We start from the raw sequence: 22701 nt of genomic DNA on the forward strand, positions 1-22701 counted from the left end.
GAGGTGCGGGTGAGGCAGGTAGTCTTTCGGGAGCGATCTCCCGACGCCGAAAGGACACCCTCGTGAGTGACGAGTACGACACCAATCCGTTCGCCGACCAGACGTCGCGGGACGCAGCGCCCCCCGCGGATCAGGGTGGCTCCGTCCAGTACGGGGTGGGGCCTTTCACGATTCGGGAAGTGTCGCTGCTCGGTGTGTGGCTACTCGCCTTCATCGTCTCCTTCTTCTCAATCTGGGTCGACGGCCCAGGTTCCGCGGCACTGCTCGACCTGGGTTCGGTGTGGAGTTCGGGAATCGACTGGGTGCTGACGATCGGTGTGCCGACCGTGGCCGTCTTCCTCATCGTGCTGCGGCGCTTCTCGCCCGACGGCATCCGGCGGGTCGGTTCGCTCGCCGTCGATCAGTTCGCGTCGGTGGCCTTCTCGGTGTCGGCTGTGGTCTGGCTCGGGGTGCTGTGGACCAACGTGGCCCGCGGCATCCAGACGGGGCTCTGGCTGAGCAGCTGGGTCGTGTGGGTCGAGTTCTTCCTCATGGTCGCCGGCGTGTTCCTCACGGTGCTCGCTCCCTTCATCCGACCTTTCGACGAAGATTTCCTGCGTGGAGAGCAGGTGCTCGCGCACCGCAATGCGCGTCCCGTCCGACCCGTGACGCCGCGGCCGAGCACTCCGCGTCCCCGCCCCGCAGCGGCCGCGCCCGAGGCATCTCCCTACGACGAAGCACCGGAGCCGACGTACGCGCCTCGCGCCGCAGATCCTGTCGGCGACCCGTCCAACGTCGACGCGGCGTCCGACGATGCGACAGCGGCTTTCCCGTTCGTTGTCGAAGAGGAGCCGGCTGCTGCCGCCCCCGCTGCCAGCCAGGCGTTCTGGGCTCTCTCTCCCGTCGAACGCGACGTCGTCGACGAGAACGGCTTCCCGCTCTTCACGGTCGGTCCCACCGCGTGGGCGCTCGTGATCGAGGATCGGGGCGATCGTTTCGTCATTCGCCACGAGGATGGGCGCGTCGGATACCTCACGGATGTCTCGGGAGTGACGCGCGGCTGAGCCCGCGACGGAGCCGAGGGCGTCCGGGATCGCGCGGCGTCGCCAGTACGCTGGAGGGATGCTCCGCACGATCGATCTGCGCGGCCGCGTCCTCTCGCCGGCCGAGCTTCTGGCCGCTGTTCCTCGAGCCACCGCCGCGCGGGACGAGGCGCTGAACACGGCGGCTCAGATCGTCCACGACGTGTCCGTTCGTGGCGAGGAGGCGCTCCGTGAACAGGCGGCGCGCTTCGACGGAGTGGAAGGTCACGACATCCGTGTCCCGGCCACCCACCTCGACGAGGCTCTGTCATCGCTCGATCCCGACGTCAGGCGGGCGCTCGAGGAGGCCATCTCCCGAGTCCGACTCGCGTCGGCCGCTCAGGTTCCCCCGCCTCTCGTCACCGAGCTCGGTCCGGGGGCCAGGGTCGAGCAGCGGTGGCGTCCGGTACAGCGCGTCGGCGTGTACGTGCCCGGCGGCAAGGCCGTGTATCCGTCGAGCGTCGTCATGAACGTCGTCCCCGCTCAGGTGGCCGGCGTGTCGGAGGTCGCGCTCGCCTCGCCGCCGCAGCGCGAGTTCGGCGGACGGGTACACCCCGTGATCCTGGCGGCAGCGAAGCTGCTCGGCGTCTCGGAGGTCTATGCGATGGGTGGTGCCGGTGCGATCGGCGCCTATGCCCACGGTGTGCCATCACTGGGTCTCCACGCGGTCGACGTGATCTCGGGGCCGGGCAACAACTTCGTCGCCCTGGCCAAGCGGGTGGTCGCGGGCATGGTCGGCACCGACTCCGAGGCGGGAGCGACGGAGATCCTCATCGTCGCCGATGCCTCGGCAGACGCGACCCTCGTCGCGGCGGACCTCGTGAGTCAGGCCGAGCACGACGAGCAGGCCGCGGCCGTGCTGGTGACGACGTCGCCCGCTCTTGCCGAGAAGGTGGCGACGGAGGTCACGTTGCGTGCCGCCGCCACCCGGCACTCCGCGCGCATCCGCGAGGCACTCATCGGTCCGCAGTCGGCGATCGTACTGGTCGACGATGTCGAGGCGGCGACCGCCTTCAGCAACGCCTACGCCCCGGAGCATCTCGAGCTGCATCTCGCCGACCCTCGGGTGGACGACTTCGTGAACGCGGGCGCCGTCTTCGTGGGCGAGCACTCACCGGTCAGCCTCGGCGACTACCTCGCCGGAAGCAATCACGTGCTGCCCACGGGGGGCCAGGCGCGGTATGCCGCCGGGCTCTCGGCATCCACGTTCCTGCGTCCGCAGCAGGTCATCGCCTACGATCGTGTCGCGCTCGAGGCCGTTCATGACGGGATCGTGGCGCTCGCGGATGCCGAGGCGCTGCCCGCGCACGGCGAGGCGGTCACCGCGCGCTTCGTGGATCGGTCCGCGACGTAGTCTGGAGTCACCATGCACTGCCCGTTCTGCCGCCACGCCGACTCCCGCGTCATCGACTCCCGCACGAGCGATGACGGCTTGAGCATCCGCCGCCGCCGTCAGTGCCCCGAGTGCGGCGGACGCTTCTCGACGATCGAGACGGCGAGCCTCAACGTCATCAAGCGCTCCGGCGTGATCGAGCCGTTCAGTCGCGAGAAGGTCATGTCCGGGGTGAGGAAGGCCTGTCAGGGCCGCCCGGTCACCGACTCCGACCTCGCCGTGCTCGCGCAGGCGGTCGAGGAGGCCGTGCGACAGACCGGGTCTTCCCAGATCGACACGAATGAGATCGGGCTCGCGATCCTCGGACCTCTTCGCGACCTCGACGAAGTCGCGTACCTCCGCTTCGCCAGCGTGTACCAGGCGTTCGACTCGCTCGAGGACTTCGAGTCGTCGATCGCGCAGTTGCGCGCCGATCATGCTGCCGCGGCATCGACGGACGACTGACGACGCTTACTCCCGGCCGCCCATCGCAAGGACTCCCTCGCGCGGGTTCTAGGCTGGTCCCGATGTATCCCTTCATCTTCCGCACGTTCTTCGCGCGCATGGACCCCGAGTTCGCTCATCACCTCGTGATCCCGGTCATCCGCGTCTTCGGATTGCGTCCCATCGCTTGGGCCGTGCGAGCGATGACGCGCCCCGACCCGCGCTTGCGTACCGAGGCGCTCGGGCTCGTCTTCGACTCGCCGTTCGGCGTGGCGGCCGGATTCGACAAGAACGCCGTCATGATCTCGGGCCTGCACGCGCTCGGCTTCGGTCACGTCGAGATCGGCACGGTCACCGCGATCCCGCAGGACGGGAACCCCCGCCCGCGATTGTTCCGCCTCATAGAGGACCGCGCGCTGATCAACCGCATGGGCTTCAACAACGCGGGTGCGGCGGCGGCCGCGACTCGACTGGCGCGGGCTCGCCGCCGAACCCGCCGCCCCATCATCGGGGCGAACATCGGCAAGAGCCGTGTCGTCGACGTCGCGGATGCCGTCGGCGACTACGTGCGCAGCACCGAGCTGGTCGCGCCCGTCGCGGACTATCTCGTGGTGAACGTGTCGTCCCCGAATACTCCCGGTCTGCGAGGACTTCAAGCCGTCGAGACGCTCCGCCCTCTGCTCGAAGCCGTGCGCGCGGCCGCGGGAGAGACCCCCCTGCTGGTCAAGATCGCACCGGACCTTGCCGACGAGGAGGTGGCGGCCATCGCCGGGCTCGCGGTCGATGCCGGCCTGGCGGGACTCGTCGCCACGAACACGACGGTGGCCCGCGAAGGGCTTCGGACGGATGCCGCGAAGGTCGACGCCGCGGGTGTCGGCGGGTTGTCGGGTGCGCCGTTGCGGGAGCGCGCGCTGGAGGTGCTGCGGATCGTGCGAGGCGCTGTGCCCCGGGGATTCTGCGTCATCGCCGCCGGGGGAGTGGAGTCGGCGCGGGACGTGCAGGATCGGCTGGACGCGGGCGCGGACCTCGTTCAGGGCTACACCGGCTTCATCTATCGCGGACCCTTCTGGGCTCGGCAGATCAATCGCGGGCTCGTGCGCGACTGATTCGATCGCGCGGGATTCTTTCCGCGTGGGCTTCTCTCTGCCGCCGATGCCAGATTAGAGTTCTCTCATCTACCTGTGAGGAACTCATGAAACCCGAATCCATGAGGCCGGCAATGTCGCGCGCGAGCGCGGTGCTGCTGTCCTTGGCCCTCGTGGCCACCGCCGCCCCCGCGCTCGCTGTCGACGGAGAAGAGGAGCCTCTGCCGGTCGACGAGACCGCGACGCTCATCCTCGGTCCTCCGTCGACGATGCTGACCCTGCCCGACGAGGACGGCGTCCGCGACGCGGCGACGCTGGCGTTGTCTTCCGACGTCGCCACCGACGTGACCGTGGACGTGCTGGCCGCCGACGGCATCGGCATCCTCCGTACGCAGAGCGTCGCCCTCGCCGCGGACGCGCTGAGCACGTCGATCGCGGTGCCCGTCACCGACCTCCCCGCCGGCACCCTGTCGGTGCGGGCGACACCGGCCGTCGGCGACCCCGTCTCGGTGGCGCTCACCGTCGGCTCGGGCCGCCCGGCATCCGTCGCGCTGTCGCTCAGTGCCTCGTCGATCTACTCGTGGTCCGGAAGCAGCCGACCCAAGACGACCGCCACCGTGGTCGCAGTGGATGAGACGGCACTGGCGGTTCCGTTCGCCGGCTCCGTCGTCGCGTCGGTGGGCGGCAAGACGCAGACCGTCAGCGTCGCCTCGTCGACCGGCGCCGCCGCCACGGCGACCGTCACCGGCTCCAAGCTCGCCGCAGGCAGCGGCTCCGTACGGGCGCTCGTGACGGGTGCGGGCTCCGACGTGGTCGCGAGTGCCGCCGTCCCGCTGACCGTCCGCACCACGGCGGTCACCGCGACGAAGGTCTCCGTCTCGCTGGCCACCATCTATCCGTCGAAGGACGGCTACAAGGATGCGACGAAGATCGCCGTCCGCACGTCGACCACGACGGGCGCGACCATCCCGGTCACGGGCTACGTCAAGGTGTCACGCGACGGCAAGACGATCACGTCGTGGAAGCTCACCTCGAGCAAGACCTGGTCGGCCACCTGGGCGGGCACCGTCTCCGGCCGTCTCGTACCCGGCACCTACACCGTCACGGTGGCGGTGAAGGGTCCGGAGGGCGGCACCAAGACCTCCAGCACGAAGGTCGTCGTCAAGAAGGGCAAGCTCGTGACGAAGACCACGTCGACCTGGTACTCGGCCCAGCGGGCGTTCGACGACTGGATGCCGTTCGACTCGCGCAGCCGCTGCAGCGATGTCGGCTCGACGAGCTTCCGATGCGTCGGCGCCACGGAAGGCTTCCTCTCGGTCGCAGCGGTCGGAACCTTCGGTGTCCCCACTGCGGTGCGGAACTCGTACAAGTACGGTGACGGCACGGTTCGTGTCGTGCTCAGCACGACGGAGCTGGCCGGCACCGTCGCGTGGGGATACACCCGCACGGGAGCCGAAACCGGGAAGAGCGATCTCGTCGTCAAGGGTGACCGGTCGCTCGGCCGCCTGTCGCTGAAGGGATCGGCGCGCAGTATCGATCTCGCCGTCGTTCTCGCGGGCAAGTCGCGCTTCACGAGCGACAAGGTGAAGATCGAGTACACCTACAAGGTCATGTCGACGTCCTGACGTCGCACATGCGAGAGGGCCCGCAACCGATGGGGTGCGGGCCCTCTGCCGTGCCGGTGCAGGACGTCGTGTGGTGTCAGGCCGGGTGCTGGCCGCGCCGGACCTGCGGCTTGGGCAGACGCATGAAGCGCATCTGAATCGTGCGCATCGCGGAGTACCAGCCGAGGCCCTTTTCGCGGCGATCGCCCCACTTCGCCGACGCAGCCCGCTTCACTCGAATGCTCGTGATGATCATGTCGGCCACGACGAACATGATGAACACCCACAGACCGACGAAGCCGTAATAGACGACGGCGGCGTTCGGCCACAGGCTCAACAGGATGACGACCACCATCAGCGGCATCATGAGCTCGCCGATGTGCCAGCCGGCATCGACGAAGTCTCGCGCGAAGCGCCGCTGCGGACCCTTGTCGCGGGCGGGCAGGTACTTCTCCTCGCCGTTGGCCATGCCGATCCGCGCCTTCTCACGCTGAGCCGCCAGGTCGGATTTGGCCCGGGCCCGCGCCTCTTTCGTGTCCGCGACGAGCGGACGCTTGCGGGCGGCTTCCTGCTCGGCGCGCGACGGCGTGGGGCGGTTCTTCCCGGGACCGGCGGGAGCGTCGGGCTCGGTGTCAGGAGCGGGGGCGGCGGGTGTCTTGGCCACGGGATACCTCGGATCGGCGGAGAGCGGGCCCCATAAGATTACCCGCATGACCTCCGAACTGTCCCGGTCCGACGCCGTGCGCGCCGCTGCCGCCGATGCCGTCCCCGCCGCCCTCGCCGACCTCGGAGCCCTCGTCCGCATCCCGTCGATCGCATTTCCCGGCTTCGACCGCGCGGAGGTCTCGCGGAGTGCCTCCGCCGTCGAAGGGCTGCTGAACGAGCTCGGGATCTTCGACCGCGTCGAGGTGAAGACCGCCGTGGTGCCGGCGACCGGCGAGGAGGGGATGCCGGCAGTGCTGGCCACCCGATCCGCGCGCAACGGTCGACCCACGATCCTTCTCTACGCACACCACGACGTGCAGCCGGTGGGCGACGAGACGCTGTGGGAGTCTGCGCCTTTCGAGCCGACCGTGCGCGACGGCCGGCTCTACGGTCGCGGCGCCGCCGACGACAAGGCGGGCGTCATGGCCCACGTCGGGGCCTTGCGCGCCCTGGTCGCCGCGCTCGGCACGGATTTCGACCTCGGCGTGAACTTGTTCATCGAGGGCGAGGAGGAGGCCGGCTCCGCATCGTTCGCGCAGTTCCTGCAGGACAACGCCGACGCGTTGCGCGCGGACGTCATCGTCGTCGCGGACTCCGGGAACTGGGATGCCGTCACCCCTGCCCTCACGGTCTCGCTGCGCGGCAACACACGGTTCACCCTGGGCGTGAAGACCCTCGATCACGCATCCCACTCCGGCATGTTCGGGGGAGCGGTGCCTGACGCGATGCTCGCGACCGTCAAGCTGCTGTCGACGCTGTGGGATGACGACGGTGCCGTCGCCGTGGCCGGGCTCACCGAGCGCGACGCGCCGACCCCGGACTACACCGAGGACACGCTGCGCAGTGAGGCCGGGCTGCCGGCGGGGGTCTCGCCGGTCGGACGCGGCACCATCCTGAGCCGCATCTGGAACAAGCCGTCGATCACCGTCACCGGCATCGACTTCCCGTCGGTCAAGAACGCGTCCAACACGCTCACCCCCGAGTTGTCCGTCGTCATCAGTGCGCGTGTTGCTCCCGGTCAGCCGGCGGCCGAGGCGTTCGCCGCGATCGAGGCGCACCTCCGCGCCCACGCGCCGTTCGGCGCGGAGCTCACCTTCCGCGACGTCGACTCCGGAGACGCATTCCTGGTCGATACGAGCGGCTGGGCCGTCGAGAAGGCGCGCGACGCGTTGGCGACCGGATACGGCGTGGACCCGGTCGACATCGGCGTCGGCGGCTCGATTCCCTTCATCGCGGATCTCGTGCGCGAGTTCCCGGGGGCGCAGATCCTGGTCACCGGTGTCGAAGACCCTCACGCCCGCGCTCACAGCCCGAACGAGTCCCTGCATCTCGACACGTTCCGCCACGCCCTCATCTCGGAGGCGCTGCTGCTGGAGAGCCTCGACGCGACGGCGCTCTGAGTCCCGCGGCTCGCCGCACGCCAGGCCGCGGATGCCGAGGAGGCGGTAGAATCGTGGCATCCGCCGTCCCGGCCCCTGAAGGGCACTGACGGCCCGACACTGCAGGAGAGTCATGACCGACATCGCCACGTCGCCCGCCGCCGTCACGCCCGACCACGGCGTGGCACTGACCGATGCCGCCGCCGCGAAGGTGAAGAGTCTGCTGCACCAGGAGAACCGCGACGACCTGCGTCTGCGCGTCGCCGTGCAGCCCGGCGGATGCTCGGGGCTGATCTACCAGCTCTACTTCGATGAGCGCTTCCTCGACGGCGACAAGGCCGTCGACTTCGACGGCGTCGAGGTCATCGTCGACGACATGTCGGTGCCGTATCTCGACGGTGCGACGATCGACTTCAAGGACACGATCTCGGAGCAGGGGTTCACGATCGACAACCCCAACGCGGCGGGCAGCTGCGCCTGCGGCGACAGCTTCCACTGACACCGGGCCAGGCGGCTGTGCGCCCCCTCCGAGAGTCGGGACATCCTGGGCGGATGGCCTGAATCGAGTGAGAGGTTGCCCTAGACTGGCAGGTGTTCGACCTTCATGACCCCGAAAGGTGCACCGTGCGCGTCAAACGTCGCCTCCGCTGGGCCGTCATCCCCTTGGGACTCGCCACGGCGATCACCCTTGCGGCATGCACTCCGACCGAGCTGAACGGCTTCCTCCCGGGGTTCACCGACGACGGGACTCAGGCGACCAACCGCACCGAGATGGTCTCCGGACTCTGGGTCAACTCCTGGATCGTGCTCCTCGTCGTGGGCGTCATCACGTGGGCGCTCATGGGCTTCGCGGCGGTCGCGTACCGTCGGCGCAAGGGCCAGACGGGACTCCCCGTTCAGATGCGCTACAACATGCCGATCGAGATCTTCTACACGATCGTGCCGCTCATCCTGGTGATCGGATTCTTCGCGTTCACGGCTCGTGATCAGGCCATCCTCGAGACCCAGTACGACGACCCGGACGTCTGCATCACAGCGATCGGCAAGCAGTGGGCCTGGGACTTCCAGTACACCGAGAGCGACTGCGAGCAGGCCGACGACGCCGTCTGGTCGATGGGTGTCCAGGCGCAGACCGACCCGCAGGGCAACATCACCAGCGAGCTGCCCACCCTCTACCTCCCGGTCGACCAGGAGGTGAAGATCAAGCTCGTCTCTCGCGACGTCATCCACTCCTTCTGGATCATCGACTTCCTCTACAAGAAGGACATGTACATCGGGAAGGACAACTACTGGTCGTTCACCCCGACGCGTGTCGGCGAGTACGACGGCAAGTGCGCCGAGCTCTGCGGCCAGTACCACTCGATGATGCTGTTCAAGGTGAAGGTGGTCGAGCAGGCCGAGTACGACGCGTACCTCGCATCGCTGCGGGATGCCGGTCAGACCGGTGACATCAACGACGCCTACGACCGCCTGCAGAATCTGCCGGGCACGGGCGCGCAGACCGACTCCGAGGGAGACCACTGATGGCGACGACGCTTCCGCTCCAGGGCGAGACGTACGGCCGTCCGTCCACTCTGCCGCCGCGTCAAGCAGCTCTCCTGAGCGCATCGCGCGTGGAGGAGAAGGGCAACGTGATCGTCAAGTGGATCACGTCGACCGACCACAAGACGATCGGGTACATGTACCTCATCGCCTCCGTGCTCTTCTTCCTGCTCGGCGGTGTGATGGCGCTGATCATCCGCGCCGAGCTCTTCGAGCCGGGTATGCAGGTCATCCCGACGAAGGATCAGTACAACCAGCTGTTCACGATGCACGGCACGATCATGCTGCTGATGTTCGCGACGCCGCTGTTCGCGGGCTTCGCGAACGCCATCCTGCCGCTGCAGCTGGGCGCCCCTGACGTCGCATTCCCGCGCCTCAACGCCTTCGCGCTGTGGCTGTTCATCTTCGGCTCGCTCATCGCGATCGCCGGCTTCCTCACCCCGCAGGGTGCCGCCGCCTTCGGCTGGTTCGCGTACCAGCCGCTCGCCAACGCGAGTTTCTCGCCCGGCGCCGGCGGAAACCTCTGGATGCTCGGACTCGGCATGAGCGGTTTCGGCACCATCCTCGGTGCGGTGAACTTCGTCACGACGATCATCACGATGCGCGCACCGGGTATGACGATGTGGCGTCTGCCGATCTTCTCGTGGAACACCCTCGTCACGAGCATCCTCGTGCTGATGGCCTTCCCGGTGCTGGCGGCAGCGATCTTCGCCGCCGCGGCAGACCGTGTGCTCGGGGCCCACATCTACGACCCCGCCAACGGCGGCGTGCTGCTGTGGCAGCACCTGTTCTGGTTCTTCGGTCACCCTGAGGTGTACATCATCGCGCTGCCGTTCTTCGGCATCGTTTCGGAGATCTTCCCGGTGTTCAGCCGGAAGCCGATCTTCGGATACAAGACGCTGGTCTATGCGACCATCGCGATCGCCGCGCTGTCGGTCTCGGTGTGGGCGCACCACATGTACGTCACGGGCGCCGTCCTGCTTCCGTTCTTCGCGCTCATGACGATGCTCATCGCGGTGCCTACCGGCGTGAAGATCTTCAACTGGATCGGCACGCTGTGGCGAGGTTCGGTCACGTTCGAGACGCCGATGGTGTTCTCGCTGGGCTTCCTCGTGTCGTTCGTGTTCGGTGGTCTCACCGGCGTCATCCTGGCGTCGCCTCCGCTGACGTTCCACACGTCCGACTCCTACTTCGTCGTCGCGCACTTCCACTACGTCGTTTTCGGCACGGTCGTGTTCGCCATGTTCGCCGGGTTCTACTTCTGGTGGCCGAAGTGGACCGGGCGCATGTTGAACGAGCGCCTCGGCATGGTGCACTTCTGGATGCTCTTCGTCGGCTTCCACATGACGTTCCTCATCCAGCATTGGCTGGGAGTAGACGGCATGGTGCGTCGCTACGCCGACTATTCGGCCGCGGACGGCTGGACGCTCGGCAACCAGGTTTCCACCGTCGGCGCCATGATCCTCGGCGCCTCGATGATCCCGTTCTTCCTCAATGTGTGGCTCACGTCGCGCACGGCACCGAAGGTGACCGTGAACGACCCGTGGGGCTACGGAGCGTCGCTCGAATGGGCGACGAGCTGCCCCCCGCCTCGACACAACTTCACGTCGATTCCGCGCATCCGCAGCGAGCGCCCCGCGTTCGACCTGAATCACCCCGAAGCGGGTATCCCGGTGGGAGTCGGTCCGGCCAAGGATGCACCCGATGCGCCCGTCGTCGACCTCGCCGAGGGAGAGGTGAAGTAAGTGAAGACCAACGTCAACCTGTGGTGGATCCTCGCCGCCTTCTTCCTCCTGTGCGCCGTCCTGTACACCGGATGGAACATCATCGAGCACTCCAGCCTCCCGTGGTACAACGCCATCGAGTGGGTGGGATCGACCGCGCTGCTGTTCACGGTCTTCATGGCCGCGATGATCGCGTTCTACGTTCACCGCGTCCACCGCGCGCAGCGGGGCGCGCTTCCTGAGGACACCCTCACGGCCGACATCGACGACGGTGACCCGGAGCTCGGTGAGTTCAGCCCGTGGTCGTGGTGGCCGCTCGTGCTCGCGTTCTCGGCCGCACTGGCGATCGTCGGCCTGGCCGTAGGCACGTTCCTGCTCCCCATCGGTGTGGCCGTCTTCGTCGTGGCCATCGTCGGCTGGGTCTACGAGTACTACCGCGGCTACTTCGCGCGCTGATCGAATGACGTTCCGGCTCCAGGCCGGCGTATGGTCGGACAGAGGTCCGCACCGAGACGCCAACCAGGACGCTGCCTTCGTGGCATCCTGGGGCGCGGCAGTCGCCGATGGCGTCGGCGGCGGGCCGGCGGGTGATCTGGCGTCGGCAGCGCTCGTCCATCGGCTGGTCTCCGGCGGAAGCGATGTGAGAGATGCCGACGAGCTCGAACGCAGGCTCCATGGAGCAAACGGAGAGCTCGCGGCTCACGTGCGGCGAGACCCTGGCCTGGCAGGCATGGCGACGACGTTCACGGGCATCTGGTTCGACCGGAGCGGGGGACTGCTGCTCGCGCACACGGGCGACTCCCGCGCCTATCTGCTCCGTGGCGGGCACCTTATCCGTCAGACCCGTGACGACTCCTACGTCCAGACCCTGGTGGATCAGGGCATCGTGAGCGCTGAGGATGCCATGCACCATCCGCGCCGGAACATCATCACCGCCTCCCTGCGGGGAGACGCGGACGACGTCGTGCGCGTGACGGAACGAGTGCCGGTCGCCGCCGATCGGTGGCTGCTCTGCACGGACGGCGTGAGCGACTATCTTCCCGATGAGGTGATCACGGATATCCTCCGCACGGATTCCGACGCTGAGCTCACGGCGCGCAACCTCGTGGACGCGGCGCTCGAAGCCGGCTCCCGTGACAACGTCACCGCTGTCGTCTGCGACGTGCGCAGGGGAGTGCCTGACGCGGAGGAGCCGGTGTGGGCGGGCGCTGCGGCCGAAGGGTTCGCCGTCGATCTCGCGGGTCTGACCGGCTGACCCGCACGCATGTAGGGAGCGGATGTCGGCGCCCCGACACTCGCTCCTGAATGACGAGAGCGGCGAGGCTCGACCTTTCCGGTCGTCGCCTCGCCGCTCTCGTCGTCGGCGTCAGTCGGACGTGGGCTTCTTCTTGCTCTTCTTGCCCTCGTCGTCGTCCGGAATGATGACGTTCGACGGACGGTTCGCCGTCTCGCCGTTGTGTCCGTCATCGATCGGGTGAAGCGGGGCGTCGGGAACTCCGGCGCGCTCGTGGGCGCCCTGGAGTTCGGCGGCTTCCTCTTCGGCGATGTGCTCGAGCGTGTGGTGCTGATGTGCACGCGCCTCGTCGATGTCGGCCTGCGTCAGCGGAACGAGTCGGTCCTCGAAGAACCAGCGCGAGATTGCCGAACGCAGGTTCTGGTGCCAGGCGATGCGCCCGCGGTCGTCCGGGCGGACGACGAGAGGCGCGTTCGTCTCGAAGTCGACGAGCTTGACGAGCTCGTACTCGTCGACGGGCTGGTGGACCTCGATGTACTCGCCGCCCGGCAGTCGGACGATGCGCCCGGACTCGTAGCCGTGCAGCGCGATCTCACGATCCTTCTTCTGAAGAGCGAGAGCGATGCGCTTCGTGATGAAGTACCCGAACACGGGGCCGATGATGAGGAGTGCCTGCAGCGCGTGGATGACGCCTTCCATCGTGAGGTGGAAGTGGGTCGCGATGATGTCCGACGACGCCGCCGCCCACAGCACGGCGTAGAAGATCACTCCGGCGACGCCGATGGCGGTACGGGTGGGTGCGTGACGTGGACGCTGAGCGATGTGGTGCTCGCGCTTGTCGCCCGTGATCCACGCCTCGATGAACGGGTAGAGCATCACCAAGACGATGAACAGGCCCAGACCGCCAAGGGGGATCAGGATGTTGAACGACCACGTGCGGTCGAGCAACACGAACTCCAGGTGCGGCGGCACGAGACGCAGCGCACCGTCGGCGAAGCCGATGTACCAGTCGGGCTGTGTTCCCGCCGAAACCGGGGAGGGGTCGTACGGCCCGTAGTTCCAGATCGGGTTGATCGTGAACAGCGAAGCGATCAGCACGATCACGCCGAAGGTGATGAAGAAGAAGCCGCCCATCTTGGACATGTAGACCGGCATCATCGGGTAGCCCACGACGTTGCTGTTCGTGCGACCGGGGCCGGCGAACTGCGTGTGCTTGTTGACGATCATGAGCATGAGGTGCACCGCGAGCAGCGCGACCAGGATCGCCGGCAGCAGGAGGATGTGCAGCACATAGAGTCGGCCGACGATGTCGGTGCCGGGGAACTCGCCGCCGAACAGGAGGAACGAGGTCCATGTGCCGATCAGCGGGATGCCCTTGATCATGCCGTCGATGATGCGGAGGCCGTTGCCCGACAGCAGGTCGTCGGGGAGGGAGTAGCCGGTGAAGCCCTCGCCCATGGCGAGGATGAACAGCACGAAGCCGATCACCCAGTTGAGCTCACGCGGCTTGCGGAACGCACCCGTGAAGAACACGCGCAGCATGTGCACGCCGATGCCCGCGACGAACACGAGCGCGGCCCAGTGGTGGATCTGGCGCACCAGGAGGCCGCCACGAATGTCGAAGGACAGCCGGAGCGTCGAGTCGAGCGCCGCAGACATCTCGACGCCGACCATCGGCAGGTAGGCGCCTTCGTAGTGGGTCTCGACCATGGACGCCTGGAAGAAGAACGTCAGGAACGTGCCCGAGAGCAGCACGACGACGAAGCTCCACAGCGCGATCTCACCGAGCATGAACGACCAGTGATCGGGGAAGATCTTGCGGCCGAGCTCCTTGACGAGACCCGACATGCTCGTGCGCTCGTCGATGTAGTTCGCGGCGCCGGCGACGAATCGACCGCCGAGAGGCTTCTCAGCCTGCGACTTCTCCGTCGGTGTCTGGTTGACGGTCGCGGTGCTCAATGGCGCTCCCAGAAGCTCGGGCCGACAGGTTCGTTGAAGTCGCTCTGCGCGATCAGGTAACCCTCGTCGTCGACGGTGATCGGCAGCTGCGGCAGCGGGCGGGCGGCGGGTCCGAAGATCACGGCTGCCGAGCGCGACACGTCGAACTGCGACTGGTGGCAGGGGCACAGGAGATGGTGCGTCTGCTGCTCGTATAGGGCGACCGGGCAACCCACGTGGGTGCACACCTTCGAGTACGCGACGATGCCGTCGTAGGCCCACTCCAGGTTGTTGTGCTCGGCGGGGAGCTGCTCGGGCAGCAGGCGCATCAGAAGGACGATGGCCTTGGCCTTCTCCTCGAGGTAGCCCTCGTGGTGGCTCAGCTCGGCGAGCGGCTCAGGGATGACGTGAACCGCGGAGCCCAGCGTGAGGTCGGCGGCGCGGATCGGCTCGCCGCTGGGGTCGTGCGCGAGGCGCATTCCCTTCTTCCACATGGTGTGGCTGAGGAGAGCGACGGGGTCGCCCGCGATCGGGTTCTCCTCCGAGCTCTCCGGCGCGAGGCCACGGAACAGCACGATGCCCGGAGCGACGGATGCCACGAGGGCCGCGATCAGCGAGTTGCGGATGACGGCGCGACGGCCGAATCCCGATTCTTCGTTGGCGTCGCGGAACGCCTGGATGGCGCCCTCGCGGGTGACGTCGCGGCCACGGGTGGCGTGTCGGGGCTCGATGTACTCCTTGTCCGACATCACCGCCTTCGACCAGTGGATCGCGCCGACCCCCAGCGCGAAGAGCGCCAGGGCGATGCCGAGTCCGATGAAGAGGTTGTTGTGCCGGATGTCGATGATCTGGCCGCTCTCGATCGGGAAGAGCATGTAGGCGGCGACCGCCCAGATGCTCCCGGCGAGCGACAGATAGAAGAGCGTGTAGACCGTGCGCACGGCGCGCTTCATGGCGGCCGGGTCCTTGTCGGTCGTGCGCGCCCGGTGCGGCGGCAGACCGGGGTTCTGCACGGGGTCGGGAACCGCGACCGCGAGCCCCGGAGACGGCTTCCATGAAGCCCTCTCGTGCTCGAGCGCGTCTTCCTCGTGTGCCATGGTGCTCCTCGTACGTTCCGTCAGTGAAGTGTGTCGATCAGTTCGACTTCGCCGTGATCCACACGGTGAGAGCGATCAGTGCGCCGATGCCGAAGATCCAGATGAACAGGCCCTCGGACACCGGACCGAGCGAGCCGAGCGAGAAGCCGCCCGCAGACTCGTTCTGCTGCATCCACATCAGCGCGGAGATGATGTCGCGCTTCTCGTCCGTGGTCAGGGTCATGTCGTTGAACACCGGCATGTTCTGCGGGCCGGTGACCATGGCCGCATAGATGTGCAGCGGGCTGGTGCTCGTGAGGGCGGGAGCGTACTTGCCCTCCGTCAAAGCGCCACCGGCTGCGGCGACGTTGTGGCACATCGCGCAGTTGATGCGGAAGAGCTCGGCGCCGTTGGCGACGTTCCCTCCGCCGTCGAGGATCGATTCGGCGGGATAGGTCGGACCGGGAGAGGTCGACTGCACCCACGCGGCGATCGCCTTGATCTGGTCCTCGGTGAACTGGACCGGCTTCTGCGGCGCCTGCGGACCCTGCATCTGGAGGGGCATGCGACCCGTGGACATCTGGAACTCGACGGCCAGCTCGCCGACGCCGTACAGCGCCGGACCGTCGGGCGTGCCCTCCATGTTCAGGCCGTGGCACGTGGCGCAGTTGGCCTGGAAAAGCTTCTTGCCGTCTTCGACCGTGAGGGTCGACGTGGTGGCGGAGGACGGCTCGGTGGCGGCCATGGCGGCGGACGCGCCGGCGTAGACACCGCCGCTGACGAGCAGGCCGATGCCGATGAGGGCGGCGGCTGCCCAGGTGCTGCGGCGACCGGTGCGACGGCGCGCTGTCTTGGATGCCATGGAGGTACTCAGCTCCGCTCTCTTACTTGACGAAGTAGATGACGATGAACAGGACGATCCAGACGACGTCGACGAAGTGCCAGTAGTACGACACGACGATCGAGGAAGTCATCTCCTTGCGTCCGAAGTTCTTTACGGCGTACGCACGACCGATCACGAGGAGGAACGCGATGAGGCCGCCCGTGACGTGGAGGGCGTGGAAGCCGGTCGTGAGGTAGAACGCCGAGGCGTAGGAATCCGCACTGATCGGCATCCCCTCCGCGACGAGCGTGGCGTACTCCCACACCTGACCCGAGACGAAGACGGCGCCCATGATGAACGTCAGGAAGAACCACTCGACCATGCCCCACTGGCGGAACTGCCAGATCGTGCCCTTGCGGTAAGGCTGGAATCGCTCGGCGGCGAAGACACCGGCCTGGGCGGTGAACGACGAGAGCACCAGGATGAGCGTGTTGACCGCGGCGAAGGGGATGTTGAGCAGTTCCGTGCGGTCGGCCCAGAGTTCGGGCGACGCGTTGCGGATCGTGAAGTAGATGGCGAACAGCCCCGCGAAGAACATGACCTCGCTGCCGAGCCACACGATGGTGCCGACAGCGACCGGATCCGGCCGCTTGACGGATCGCAAGGCTTGGGAGTAGGTAGCTGGAGAGGTCGTCACGCTCTCATTATGGCTGATTCGGCGGACGGTTTCCTCATCACTGAAGGTGGGTTCGACTTTCGGAGGGGTTGAGAGGGGCATCGGTACACGCCGTGAAGCCGCCGTGAGACTGCCGATAGGATCGATGCCCATGGCGGAGCTCTACTCGTGGCCCGAGATCCTCACGAACGTCCTCGCGCGACGTGACCTCAGCGTGTCCGAATCTACCTGGGCGATGCGCCAGGTGATGAGGGGTGAGGCGACGCCCTCGCAACTCGCGGGATTCCTCATCGGACTGCGCGCAAAAGGCGAGACGGTCGACGAGATCGTGGGCTTCCGCGACGCGATCCTGGAGGCTGCGCTTCCCCTTCCCGTTCCCGCGGACGTGCTCGACATCGTCGGAACGGGCGGTGACCGGTTCGGCACCGTGAACATCTCGACGATGTCTGCCATCGTCGCCGCCTCGACGGGCATCCCGGTCGTCAAGCACGGCAACAGGGCAGCCAGTTCGGCCTCGGGGTCCTCGGACGTGCTCGGCGCGCTCGGCATCGATCTGTCGCTCACCCCCGAGCGCGTCGCCGAGGTGCTGGCGGAGGTCGGCATCACCTTCGCGTTCGCTTCCGCCTTCCACCCGGGCTTCCGTCACGCCGGTGCCACGCGCGCCGAGCTCGGTGTCCCCACCGTGTTCAACTTCCTCGGCCCGCTGTGCAATCCTGCGCGGGCGGAGGCCAACGCCGTCGGGGTAGCGCAGCTCGATCGGGTGCCGCTCATCACCGGGGTCTTCCAGACCCGGGGTGCCACAGCGCTGGTGTTCCGAGGTGACGACGGACTCGACGAACTCACGACGACAGGGCACAGCCGGCTGTGGGAGATCTCTCGCGGCGACATCCACGAGCACGACCTGGATCCGCGTGACATCGGCATCCCGTTGGCAGACATCAACGACCTCCTCGGCGGCGATGCCGCGCACAACGCCCAGGTTGTGCGCCGCGTGCTCGGCGGCGACTCCGGGCCCGTCCGCGACATCGTTCTCCTGAACGCCGCGGCGGGCATCGTGTCCTACGACCTGTTCCGCGACGCCGCACAGGTGCAGGTTCCGATCGTCGAGCGGCTGTCGGCAGCGAAGAGTCGCGCTGCCGAGGCGATCGACACGGGAAAGGCCGCCGCCGCGCTCGACGACTGGGTTGCGGCGACCTCCCGCTGACGATCCCCCACTTTCGGCAGGGGTTTTCTCCGGCCTCGCACCCTGGCGAGGGGCTCGGGCGCGGCGATACGTTGTGGGCAACACCCCGGCATGCCAGAGAGGAACGCCCCCATGTCCGAAGAATCAGTCGTCACGTCCGACACCGTCGAGCCCCCCGTCAAGAAGGTCGGCCTGGTGAAAGCCGTCGGAGTCCTCGGCATCCTGGGCGGTATCGCACTGATCGTCGTGGGTGTCGTCGTCTGGGTGATGGTGTCGAGTCAGCTGCGCGCTGAGAACATCGTGGTTCCCGACGACGCGATGGCTTTCCAGGGCCAGACCGTCGCCGGTCCCTTGACAGCGTTCGTCCAGGCCGACATCATCCAGCACCACGCCATGGGCATCTCGGGCGGCAAGACGTACGCCGAACTCGACCAGGACGACCCCGTGCGTGCCGTCATGATGAACGCCTCGTTCCTGCGCGCGTCGTTGTTCACGTCGGTCGTCTCCTTCGGAGTCGCGGCATTCGCGATCGGCATCGGCATCCTTTCGATTCTCTTCGGCTGGGCGATCCGGCGCCTCGCGTCGGTGCCCGTGGTGGTGCGTCGCTCGGCAGTGGCATCCTGACCTGAGCGCAACGGGCCCGTGCTCCGGCGCGGGCCCGTTCGCGTGTCCGCACCCCGCACGGCTCGCCCGAGGACGACGTCGACGACCGGAGGACCACGTGGAGCCCAGAGAAGCGCTCACCGAGATCGCAACGCTGCTCGAGCGCGAGCGGGCCTCGCGGTACCGCTCGCAGGCGTTCCGGGCGGCGGCGGCCGCCATCGAAGGGCTGACGTCCGAGGAGTTGGCGGACACGGCAGCGCTGCGCCGACGCAAGGGCATCGGCGACTCGTCGCTCGCGGTGATCCAGGAGGCGCTCGCGGGAGGGGTGCCGCGCTACCTGGCGGAACTCCGCTGCTCCGCGGAAGCCGCGGTCTCGACCCTGCGGCCTCGCTTGCGCGGCGATCTGCACGCGCACTCGGAGTGGTCGGACGGGTTGACGTCGATCGATCTCATGGTGGATGCCGCTCGCGCGCTGGGGCACGAATACCTCGCGTTGACTGACCACTCTCCCCGCCTCAGGGTGGCTCGCGGACTCTCTCCCGAGCGCCTGCGCGAGCAACTCCGGCTCGTGCCGTCCTTCTCCGTGGACGAATTCACGCTGCTGAGCGGCATCGAGGTCGACATCCTCGACGACGGTGCCCTCGACCAGGAGGAGGGGCTGCTCGCGGAGCTGGGTGTCGTGGTGGCCTCGGCGCATTCGAAGCTGCGGATGGAGTCGGCGGCGATGACCCGGCGGTTGGTGGCTGCGGTGTCGAGTCCTCATGTCGATGTGCTCGGTCATGTGACGGGCCGGCTCGTCAGCGGGAGTCGGGGCACGCGCCCGCCGTCGACGTTCGACCCGGTTGCGGTTTTCGCGGCGTGCGCCTCTCATGGCGTGGCGGTGGAGATCAACTCTCGGCCCGAGCGGGAAGATCCGCCCGACGAGCTCATTGCCGTCGCATTGTCGGAGGGGTGCCTGTTCTCGATCGACTCCGACGCGCATGCGCCCGGGCAGCTCGCGCTGCTCAGCGAGGGCGCCGTCCGCGCCGAGCGCGCCGGGGTCCCGCCGGAGCGGATCGTGACGACGTGGCCATTGGAGCAGCTGCGGGAGTGGACCGCACGGCACGCGTGATCCGTGCCCGCCGCGCCTCTGCCCGCTGGACCATCGCGTCGGTTCAGGCGCGTGCGGAGATCGCTGCGACAGCGCGATCGAGCGAGCTCCCCAGGTTCCACCGGTCGGTGAGGTCGGCGAGCGTGGCGGCGTCGGGTGCGGTCAGGCGCGCCTCGTGGAGGTCGATGTCGAGGGGGAGATCCCGGACCACTTCGACGACGGTCGGGGCGACCGCCAGGTAGTCGAGTGCGGCGAGGATTTTCGCGCGGACGCCGGCGCTCATGCCGTCACCGGCCTCGGCAGCGCGAATGATGCCGGCAAGGTCGCCGTGGGCGGCGAGGAGGGTTGCGGCGGTCTTCTCGCCGATACCCGCGACACCGGGGAGCCCATCGGATGCGTCACCTCGCAACACGGCGAAGTCCGCGTACTGGGTCGGAAGGATGCCGTACTTCGTCACGACGACGGTGTCGGTGAGGACCTCGAGGTTGCTCATCCCGCGGCCGGTGTAGATGACGCGCACATCCCTGTCGTCGTCGACGAGTTGGAAGAGGTCGCGGTCGCCCGTGACGACGTCGACGGCTCCCGGCGTCGTGGTGGCGAGGGTGCCGATGACGTCGTCTGCTTCATGTGCGGCGATGCCGATGATCGGGATACCCAGCGCGGCGAGTTCCTCGCGGATGATCGGAACCTGGATCTCGAGGGGGTCGGGAACCACTTCGACGTCGGGTCCGGTCTCGACTTCGGCCGCGACCCTGTGCGTCTTGTAGCTGGGGATGAGGTCGACGCGCCACTGCGGGCGCCAGTCGTCGTCCCAGCAGGCGATGAGGTGGCTCGGCTCGTAGGTGGTGACGAGCTTCGCGATCATGTCCAGCAGGCCGCGTGCGGCGTTGACCGGACGCCCGTCGGGCGCCTTGACCGTGTCGGGGACACCGTAGAAGGCGCGGAAGTAGAGCGAGGCGGTGTCAAGCAAGAGCAACTTCTCAGGATGGTTCTTCATTTTGCGATTCCTCAGTCGGGTGTGGTCCATGCAACCAGTGGTCGATTACGTCCCCATCGGTGGTAAAGAGACGCCTGACGTAGTCTTCGAGAGTCGATGCGGCCCTCTCCGCCGTAGTTTCCGCCTTCTCGCGACGCGTCCGGATCGCGTCAGGCAAGAGATGTGACTCGGGATGGTCTTGCCACTTGTAGTGCGCGAAAGAGTTTCGTCGCTCTGATATGAATCGGATGTCCGACCGCAGTAGCGCTGGGAAGTCTTCGCCAAAAAGCAACTTCCAGGTAAGCCCCGTCTTGTCAGGTACGGACCGCCGCATGAGTTCAACCGTCTCGCGCTCTGATAGGCCAAGTTGCGTAGAACGGTCGCGAATTGCTCGGTTTAGGACGTGCTCGATAAACAGTCCGTAAAATACGAAAGCGAACTCTTCTCTTCCGCCGTCGGCATATGAACGGGCCTCGGCCAGGATTGTTGAACTATGGTCAACGACCATCGCGAACTCCACGCCGTCCCGAAGATTGTCCTTCATCCGTTCGAATGCGAGCGCGAGCAATTGGTCCAGCGTGAGCCGCGACGGGTCGACCTCCCCGGTCAAGACCATCTCGTTCGCGATTCCTCTTAAGACGTTGTTCACGATCATCCTCTGAAGGCCTTCGTCCACCTCGAACTCCTCGGCGGTTGGCAATGAGTCGGATTCGCTGCCGGTCACTTCGATGTCACCTTCTTCTATCCGCCTGAGACGCATGTCGGCGCCCTGAAGTAGAGCGAGGCGGTGTCGAGGAGCATGAGTCGGTCGGTCACGCTGTCATCCTGGCACGCGGCACGGTCGTGTGCGGGTGGTCGCGACGTGCTCCGCCCGTCGCGCCGACTGCGCCGATTGACCGTCAGCATCCGATGCCGCTGGGGTCTTCCGCGCAGGTGCGTTCGACGAGCGCGGTGCGCGCCTCCAGGATCTCGACGGTGGTCGAGCCTGCCGGGATGCCGAGCAGACCGGGCACACGCTGCCAACCGTTGCCGAAGTCAACGTCCGCCGCGAAGTGCACGACGGCGGTGATCGTGTACGTGCCCCGCTGACGGTAGGCGTGGCTGGTGCCCGTCGCGGTGAATTGCGCGACACCGAGCTGTTGCCACGTGGCACCGCCCGTCGTCGATTCGCGTGCGGTGCCGTCGCCGTAGTCGAACGCGAAGGAGACCGGGCGGAATCGCACGGTCACCGGGAGGTCGAACAGCTCGCCCGTGCGCGTGTGGGCTTCGGCGTGCGCCACGACGTTGAGGGGAAGCCCCGCGATTCCGATGCCGTCCGGCTCCGGCGAGAGCGACGTCAAAGTCGGGGCGAAAGAGGCGACGTCGCTGAGCGTCGGCTCCTCGCGCATCACCACTTCGAATGACAGGCACCGGTTCAGCGGGTCGGTGCACTCCGTCGATTCGGCGGAGGGGTCCTCGCTAGTCGGTGGCCGGGACTCACCGCCGTCGACACCAACCCCCGAGCTTGGTGGCGCCACGGATCCTTCAATTGTCAGTTCTCGATCGTTAACGGTTGAAATGGCGCACATGCCCGCGCTCTGCATGTTCGACGTGCAACGTCCGGCGTGGATATCCAGAAGAGCAGCCGCGATAGACAGTTCGATTAGCATCCGACTTCCATCGTTTGCGTGCCCGCAATGTGAGCTCGTCCAGCAAACACCTCGAAGTGAACACTTACTGAGACGCGATCATCGCGCTCACGCGGGGTCACATCATTGCCCTTTCCGTCAACAACTGTTGTTCCGGAGGCGTCGAGACAGACGTTCAATGTGGCGCTTGACTCGTCCGCGAAGATCGGGGTCACGGATGCGATGGATGAATCGCCGACAATCTTCCAGCCTCGAGACCGCAGCTCACTCTCCGCACTCCGTTCCTCGGCGCTGCCGGACTTCGTCATGAACGACAATGGGTCCGGTTCGGACCTCGGATCCTTGCGGCGTTCGTTCACAGCATCGACGTAGGCCCGGTAGGTGGCCTCGGCGGCGGCGAAGGCTTCCTCGTCGGACGCGAAGCCGGACACCACGCCACTGGGCGTCGGAGCGGGGGTGGGGTCGGCGAAGGGATCAGGCGCGCAACCGCAGAGTCCCGCAACCACCACCGTCGCCGCCAGGGTCGTCACTACTGTCTTCCGCATCATCACCCGGTCA

At 67.1% G+C, this 22701-nt stretch carries 23 protein-coding genes; 14 read left to right on the top strand and 9 right to left on the bottom strand.

The window, feature by feature from the left end; genetic code table 11:
- Positions 1 to 62: 62 nt before the first annotated feature.
- The 5 genes from P0Y48_02850 (at position 63) to P0Y48_02870 (ending at position 5587) form a co-directional block, all read left to right on the top strand.
- Complete coding sequence (locus P0Y48_02850; protein ID WEK14166.1) at positions 63 to 1043, top strand: hypothetical protein; 981 nt, start codon at positions 63 to 65, stop codon at positions 1041 to 1043.
- A gap of 58 nt (positions 1044 to 1101) precedes the next feature.
- Positions 1102 to 2415 (top strand): histidinol dehydrogenase, encoded by a 1314-nt coding sequence (hisD, locus tag P0Y48_02855; GenBank protein ID WEK14167.1) that lies wholly within the window; start codon positions 1102 to 1104, stop codon positions 2413 to 2415.
- Positions 2416 to 2427: 12 nt separating this feature from the next.
- On the top strand, positions 2428 to 2898 hold the full coding sequence (nrdR, locus tag P0Y48_02860) for a transcriptional regulator NrdR (GenBank protein ID WEK14168.1): 471 nt from the start codon (positions 2428 to 2430) through the stop codon (positions 2896 to 2898).
- Between the two features lie 62 nt (positions 2899 to 2960).
- Positions 2961 to 3983, top strand: coding sequence for a quinone-dependent dihydroorotate dehydrogenase (locus P0Y48_02865; protein ID WEK14169.1), 1023 nt, complete (start codon positions 2961 to 2963; stop codon positions 3981 to 3983).
- 113 nt (positions 3984 to 4096) lie between these two features.
- Positions 4097 to 5587 (top strand): hypothetical protein, encoded by a 1491-nt coding sequence (locus tag P0Y48_02870; protein WEK14170.1) that lies wholly within the window; start codon positions 4097 to 4099, stop codon positions 5585 to 5587.
- 76 nt (positions 5588 to 5663) lie between these two features.
- Here the strand turns inward: P0Y48_02870 and P0Y48_02875 are convergent, their stop codons facing one another.
- Positions 5664 to 6230, bottom strand: coding sequence for a DUF3043 domain-containing protein (locus P0Y48_02875; protein WEK14171.1), 567 nt, complete (start codon positions 6228 to 6230; stop codon positions 5664 to 5666).
- A gap of 46 nt (positions 6231 to 6276) precedes the next feature.
- On the opposite strand from P0Y48_02875, the gene P0Y48_02880 reads away from it, so the two are divergent.
- The 6 genes from P0Y48_02880 to P0Y48_02905 all read left to right on the top strand — a co-directional run bounded on the left by P0Y48_02880 (position 6277) and on the right by P0Y48_02905 (position 12171).
- Positions 6277 to 7671 (top strand): dipeptidase, encoded by a 1395-nt coding sequence (locus tag P0Y48_02880; protein ID WEK14172.1) that lies wholly within the window; start codon positions 6277 to 6279, stop codon positions 7669 to 7671.
- Between the two features lie 112 nt (positions 7672 to 7783).
- Positions 7784 to 8149, top strand: a complete 366-nt coding sequence (gene erpA / locus P0Y48_02885; protein ID WEK14173.1) for an iron-sulfur cluster insertion protein ErpA — start codon at positions 7784 to 7786, stop codon at positions 8147 to 8149.
- 125 nt (positions 8150 to 8274) lie between these two features.
- A complete protein-coding gene (gene coxB, locus P0Y48_02890; protein ID WEK14174.1) occupies positions 8275 to 9174 on the top strand; it encodes a cytochrome c oxidase subunit II in 900 nt (299 codons plus the stop codon).
- Entirely contained in the window at positions 9174 to 10937 is a 1764-nt protein-coding gene (gene ctaD / locus P0Y48_02895; GenBank protein ID WEK14175.1) for a cytochrome c oxidase subunit I, read from the top strand. Before coxB ends, ctaD begins: the two co-directional genes overlap by 1 nt.
- Positions 10938 to 11372, top strand: a complete 435-nt coding sequence (locus tag P0Y48_02900; GenBank protein WEK14176.1) for a cytochrome c oxidase subunit 4 — start codon at positions 10938 to 10940, stop codon at positions 11370 to 11372.
- A gap of 79 nt (positions 11373 to 11451) precedes the next feature.
- Positions 11452 to 12171: a protein phosphatase 2C domain-containing protein gene (locus P0Y48_02905; GenBank protein ID WEK14177.1), complete on the top strand. Its 720-nt coding sequence runs from the start codon at positions 11452 to 11454 to the stop codon at positions 12169 to 12171.
- A 111-nt stretch (positions 12172 to 12282) separates the two neighbouring features.
- On the opposite strand, the gene P0Y48_02910 is transcribed toward P0Y48_02905, so the two are convergent.
- Genes P0Y48_02910 through P0Y48_02925 form a run of 4 tightly spaced genes read right to left on the bottom strand, consistent with a single transcriptional unit; the run spans position 12283 to position 16684 of the window.
- Positions 12283 to 14109, bottom strand: coding sequence for a cytochrome bc complex cytochrome b subunit (locus tag P0Y48_02910; protein WEK14178.1), 1827 nt, complete (start codon positions 14107 to 14109; stop codon positions 12283 to 12285).
- Positions 14106 to 15185 (bottom strand): Rieske 2Fe-2S domain-containing protein, encoded by a 1080-nt coding sequence (locus tag P0Y48_02915; GenBank protein ID WEK14179.1) that lies wholly within the window; start codon positions 15183 to 15185, stop codon positions 14106 to 14108. The genes P0Y48_02910 and P0Y48_02915 overlap by 4 nt, the downstream gene beginning before the upstream one ends.
- Before the next feature lie 37 nt (positions 15186 to 15222).
- Positions 15223 to 16026, bottom strand: a complete 804-nt coding sequence (locus P0Y48_02920) for a c-type cytochrome (GenBank protein WEK14180.1) — start codon at positions 16024 to 16026, stop codon at positions 15223 to 15225.
- 22 nt (positions 16027 to 16048) lie between these two features.
- Positions 16049 to 16684, bottom strand: a complete 636-nt coding sequence (locus P0Y48_02925) for a heme-copper oxidase subunit III (protein ID WEK14181.1) — start codon at positions 16682 to 16684, stop codon at positions 16049 to 16051.
- A 124-nt stretch (positions 16685 to 16808) separates the two neighbouring features.
- Between P0Y48_02925 and trpD the strand changes: the two genes are divergently transcribed.
- From trpD to P0Y48_02940, 3 genes are all read left to right on the top strand, one after another.
- Positions 16809 to 17867, top strand: coding sequence for an anthranilate phosphoribosyltransferase (gene trpD / locus P0Y48_02930; GenBank protein ID WEK14182.1), 1059 nt, complete (start codon positions 16809 to 16811; stop codon positions 17865 to 17867).
- A gap of 111 nt (positions 17868 to 17978) precedes the next feature.
- Positions 17979 to 18470: an aromatic ring-opening dioxygenase LigA gene (locus P0Y48_02935; GenBank protein ID WEK14183.1), complete on the top strand. Its 492-nt coding sequence runs from the start codon at positions 17979 to 17981 to the stop codon at positions 18468 to 18470.
- Between the two features lie 97 nt (positions 18471 to 18567).
- A complete protein-coding gene (locus tag P0Y48_02940) occupies positions 18568 to 19560 on the top strand; it encodes a PHP domain-containing protein (GenBank protein ID WEK14184.1) in 993 nt (330 codons plus the stop codon).
- Between the two features lie 43 nt (positions 19561 to 19603).
- Here the strand turns inward: P0Y48_02940 and P0Y48_02945 are convergent, their stop codons facing one another.
- The 4 genes from P0Y48_02945 to P0Y48_02960 all read right to left on the bottom strand — a co-directional run bounded on the left by P0Y48_02945 (position 19604) and on the right by P0Y48_02960 (position 22691).
- Positions 19604 to 20536, bottom strand: coding sequence for a 5'-3' exonuclease (locus P0Y48_02945; GenBank protein ID WEK14185.1), 933 nt, complete (start codon positions 20534 to 20536; stop codon positions 19604 to 19606).
- Entirely contained in the window at positions 20520 to 21239 is a 720-nt protein-coding gene (locus tag P0Y48_02950) for a hypothetical protein (protein ID WEK14186.1), read from the bottom strand. The genes P0Y48_02945 and P0Y48_02950 overlap by 17 nt, the downstream gene beginning before the upstream one ends.
- A gap of 175 nt (positions 21240 to 21414) precedes the next feature.
- Positions 21415 to 21903, bottom strand: coding sequence for a hypothetical protein (locus P0Y48_02955; GenBank protein ID WEK14187.1), 489 nt, complete (start codon positions 21901 to 21903; stop codon positions 21415 to 21417).
- Between the two features lie 254 nt (positions 21904 to 22157).
- Positions 22158 to 22691 carry a hypothetical protein gene (locus P0Y48_02960; protein WEK14993.1) on the bottom strand — a complete coding sequence of 178 codons (534 nt, stop codon included), beginning with the start codon at positions 22689 to 22691 and terminating at the stop codon, positions 22158 to 22160.
- Between the last annotated feature and the right edge of the window lie 10 nt (positions 22692 to 22701).

This window comes from Candidatus Microbacterium phytovorans, from assembly GCA_029202445.1.
Classification (GTDB): Bacteria; Actinomycetota; Actinomycetes; order Actinomycetales; family Microbacteriaceae; genus Microbacterium; species Microbacterium phytovorans.

Coding starts and splice junctions, on each gene's coding strand:
- hisD (WEK14167.1), top strand. CDS start 1,102: ATGCTCCGCACGATCGATCTGCGCGGCCGCGTCCTCTCGCCGGCCGAG.
- nrdR (WEK14168.1), top strand. CDS start 2,428: ATGCACTGCCCGTTCTGCCGCCACGCCGACTCCCGCGTCATCGACTCC.
- P0Y48_02865 (WEK14169.1), top strand. CDS start 2,961: ATGTATCCCTTCATCTTCCGCACGTTCTTCGCGCGCATGGACCCCGAG.
- P0Y48_02870 (WEK14170.1), top strand. CDS start 4,097: ATGTCGCGCGCGAGCGCGGTGCTGCTGTCCTTGGCCCTCGTGGCCACC.
- P0Y48_02880 (WEK14172.1), top strand. CDS start 6,277: ATGACCTCCGAACTGTCCCGGTCCGACGCCGTGCGCGCCGCTGCCGCC.
- erpA (WEK14173.1), top strand. CDS start 7,784: ATGACCGACATCGCCACGTCGCCCGCCGCCGTCACGCCCGACCACGGC.
- ctaD (WEK14175.1), top strand. CDS start 9,174: ATGGCGACGACGCTTCCGCTCCAGGGCGAGACGTACGGCCGTCCGTCC.
- P0Y48_02915 (WEK14179.1), bottom strand. CDS start 15,185: ATGGCACACGAGGAAGACGCGCTCGAGCACGAGAGGGCTTCATGGAAG.
- P0Y48_02920 (WEK14180.1), bottom strand. CDS start 16,026: ATGGCATCCAAGACAGCGCGCCGTCGCACCGGTCGCCGCAGCACCTGG.
- trpD (WEK14182.1), top strand. CDS start 16,809: ATGCCCATGGCGGAGCTCTACTCGTGGCCCGAGATCCTCACGAACGTC.
- P0Y48_02935 (WEK14183.1), top strand. CDS start 17,979: ATGTCCGAAGAATCAGTCGTCACGTCCGACACCGTCGAGCCCCCCGTC.
- P0Y48_02945 (WEK14185.1), bottom strand. CDS start 20,536: ATGAAGAACCATCCTGAGAAGTTGCTCTTGCTTGACACCGCCTCGCTC.
- P0Y48_02955 (WEK14187.1), bottom strand. CDS start 21,903: ATGCGCGAGGAGCCGACGCTCAGCGACGTCGCCTCTTTCGCCCCGACT.
- P0Y48_02960 (WEK14993.1), bottom strand. CDS start 22,691: ATGATGCGGAAGACAGTAGTGACGACCCTGGCGGCGACGGTGGTGGTT.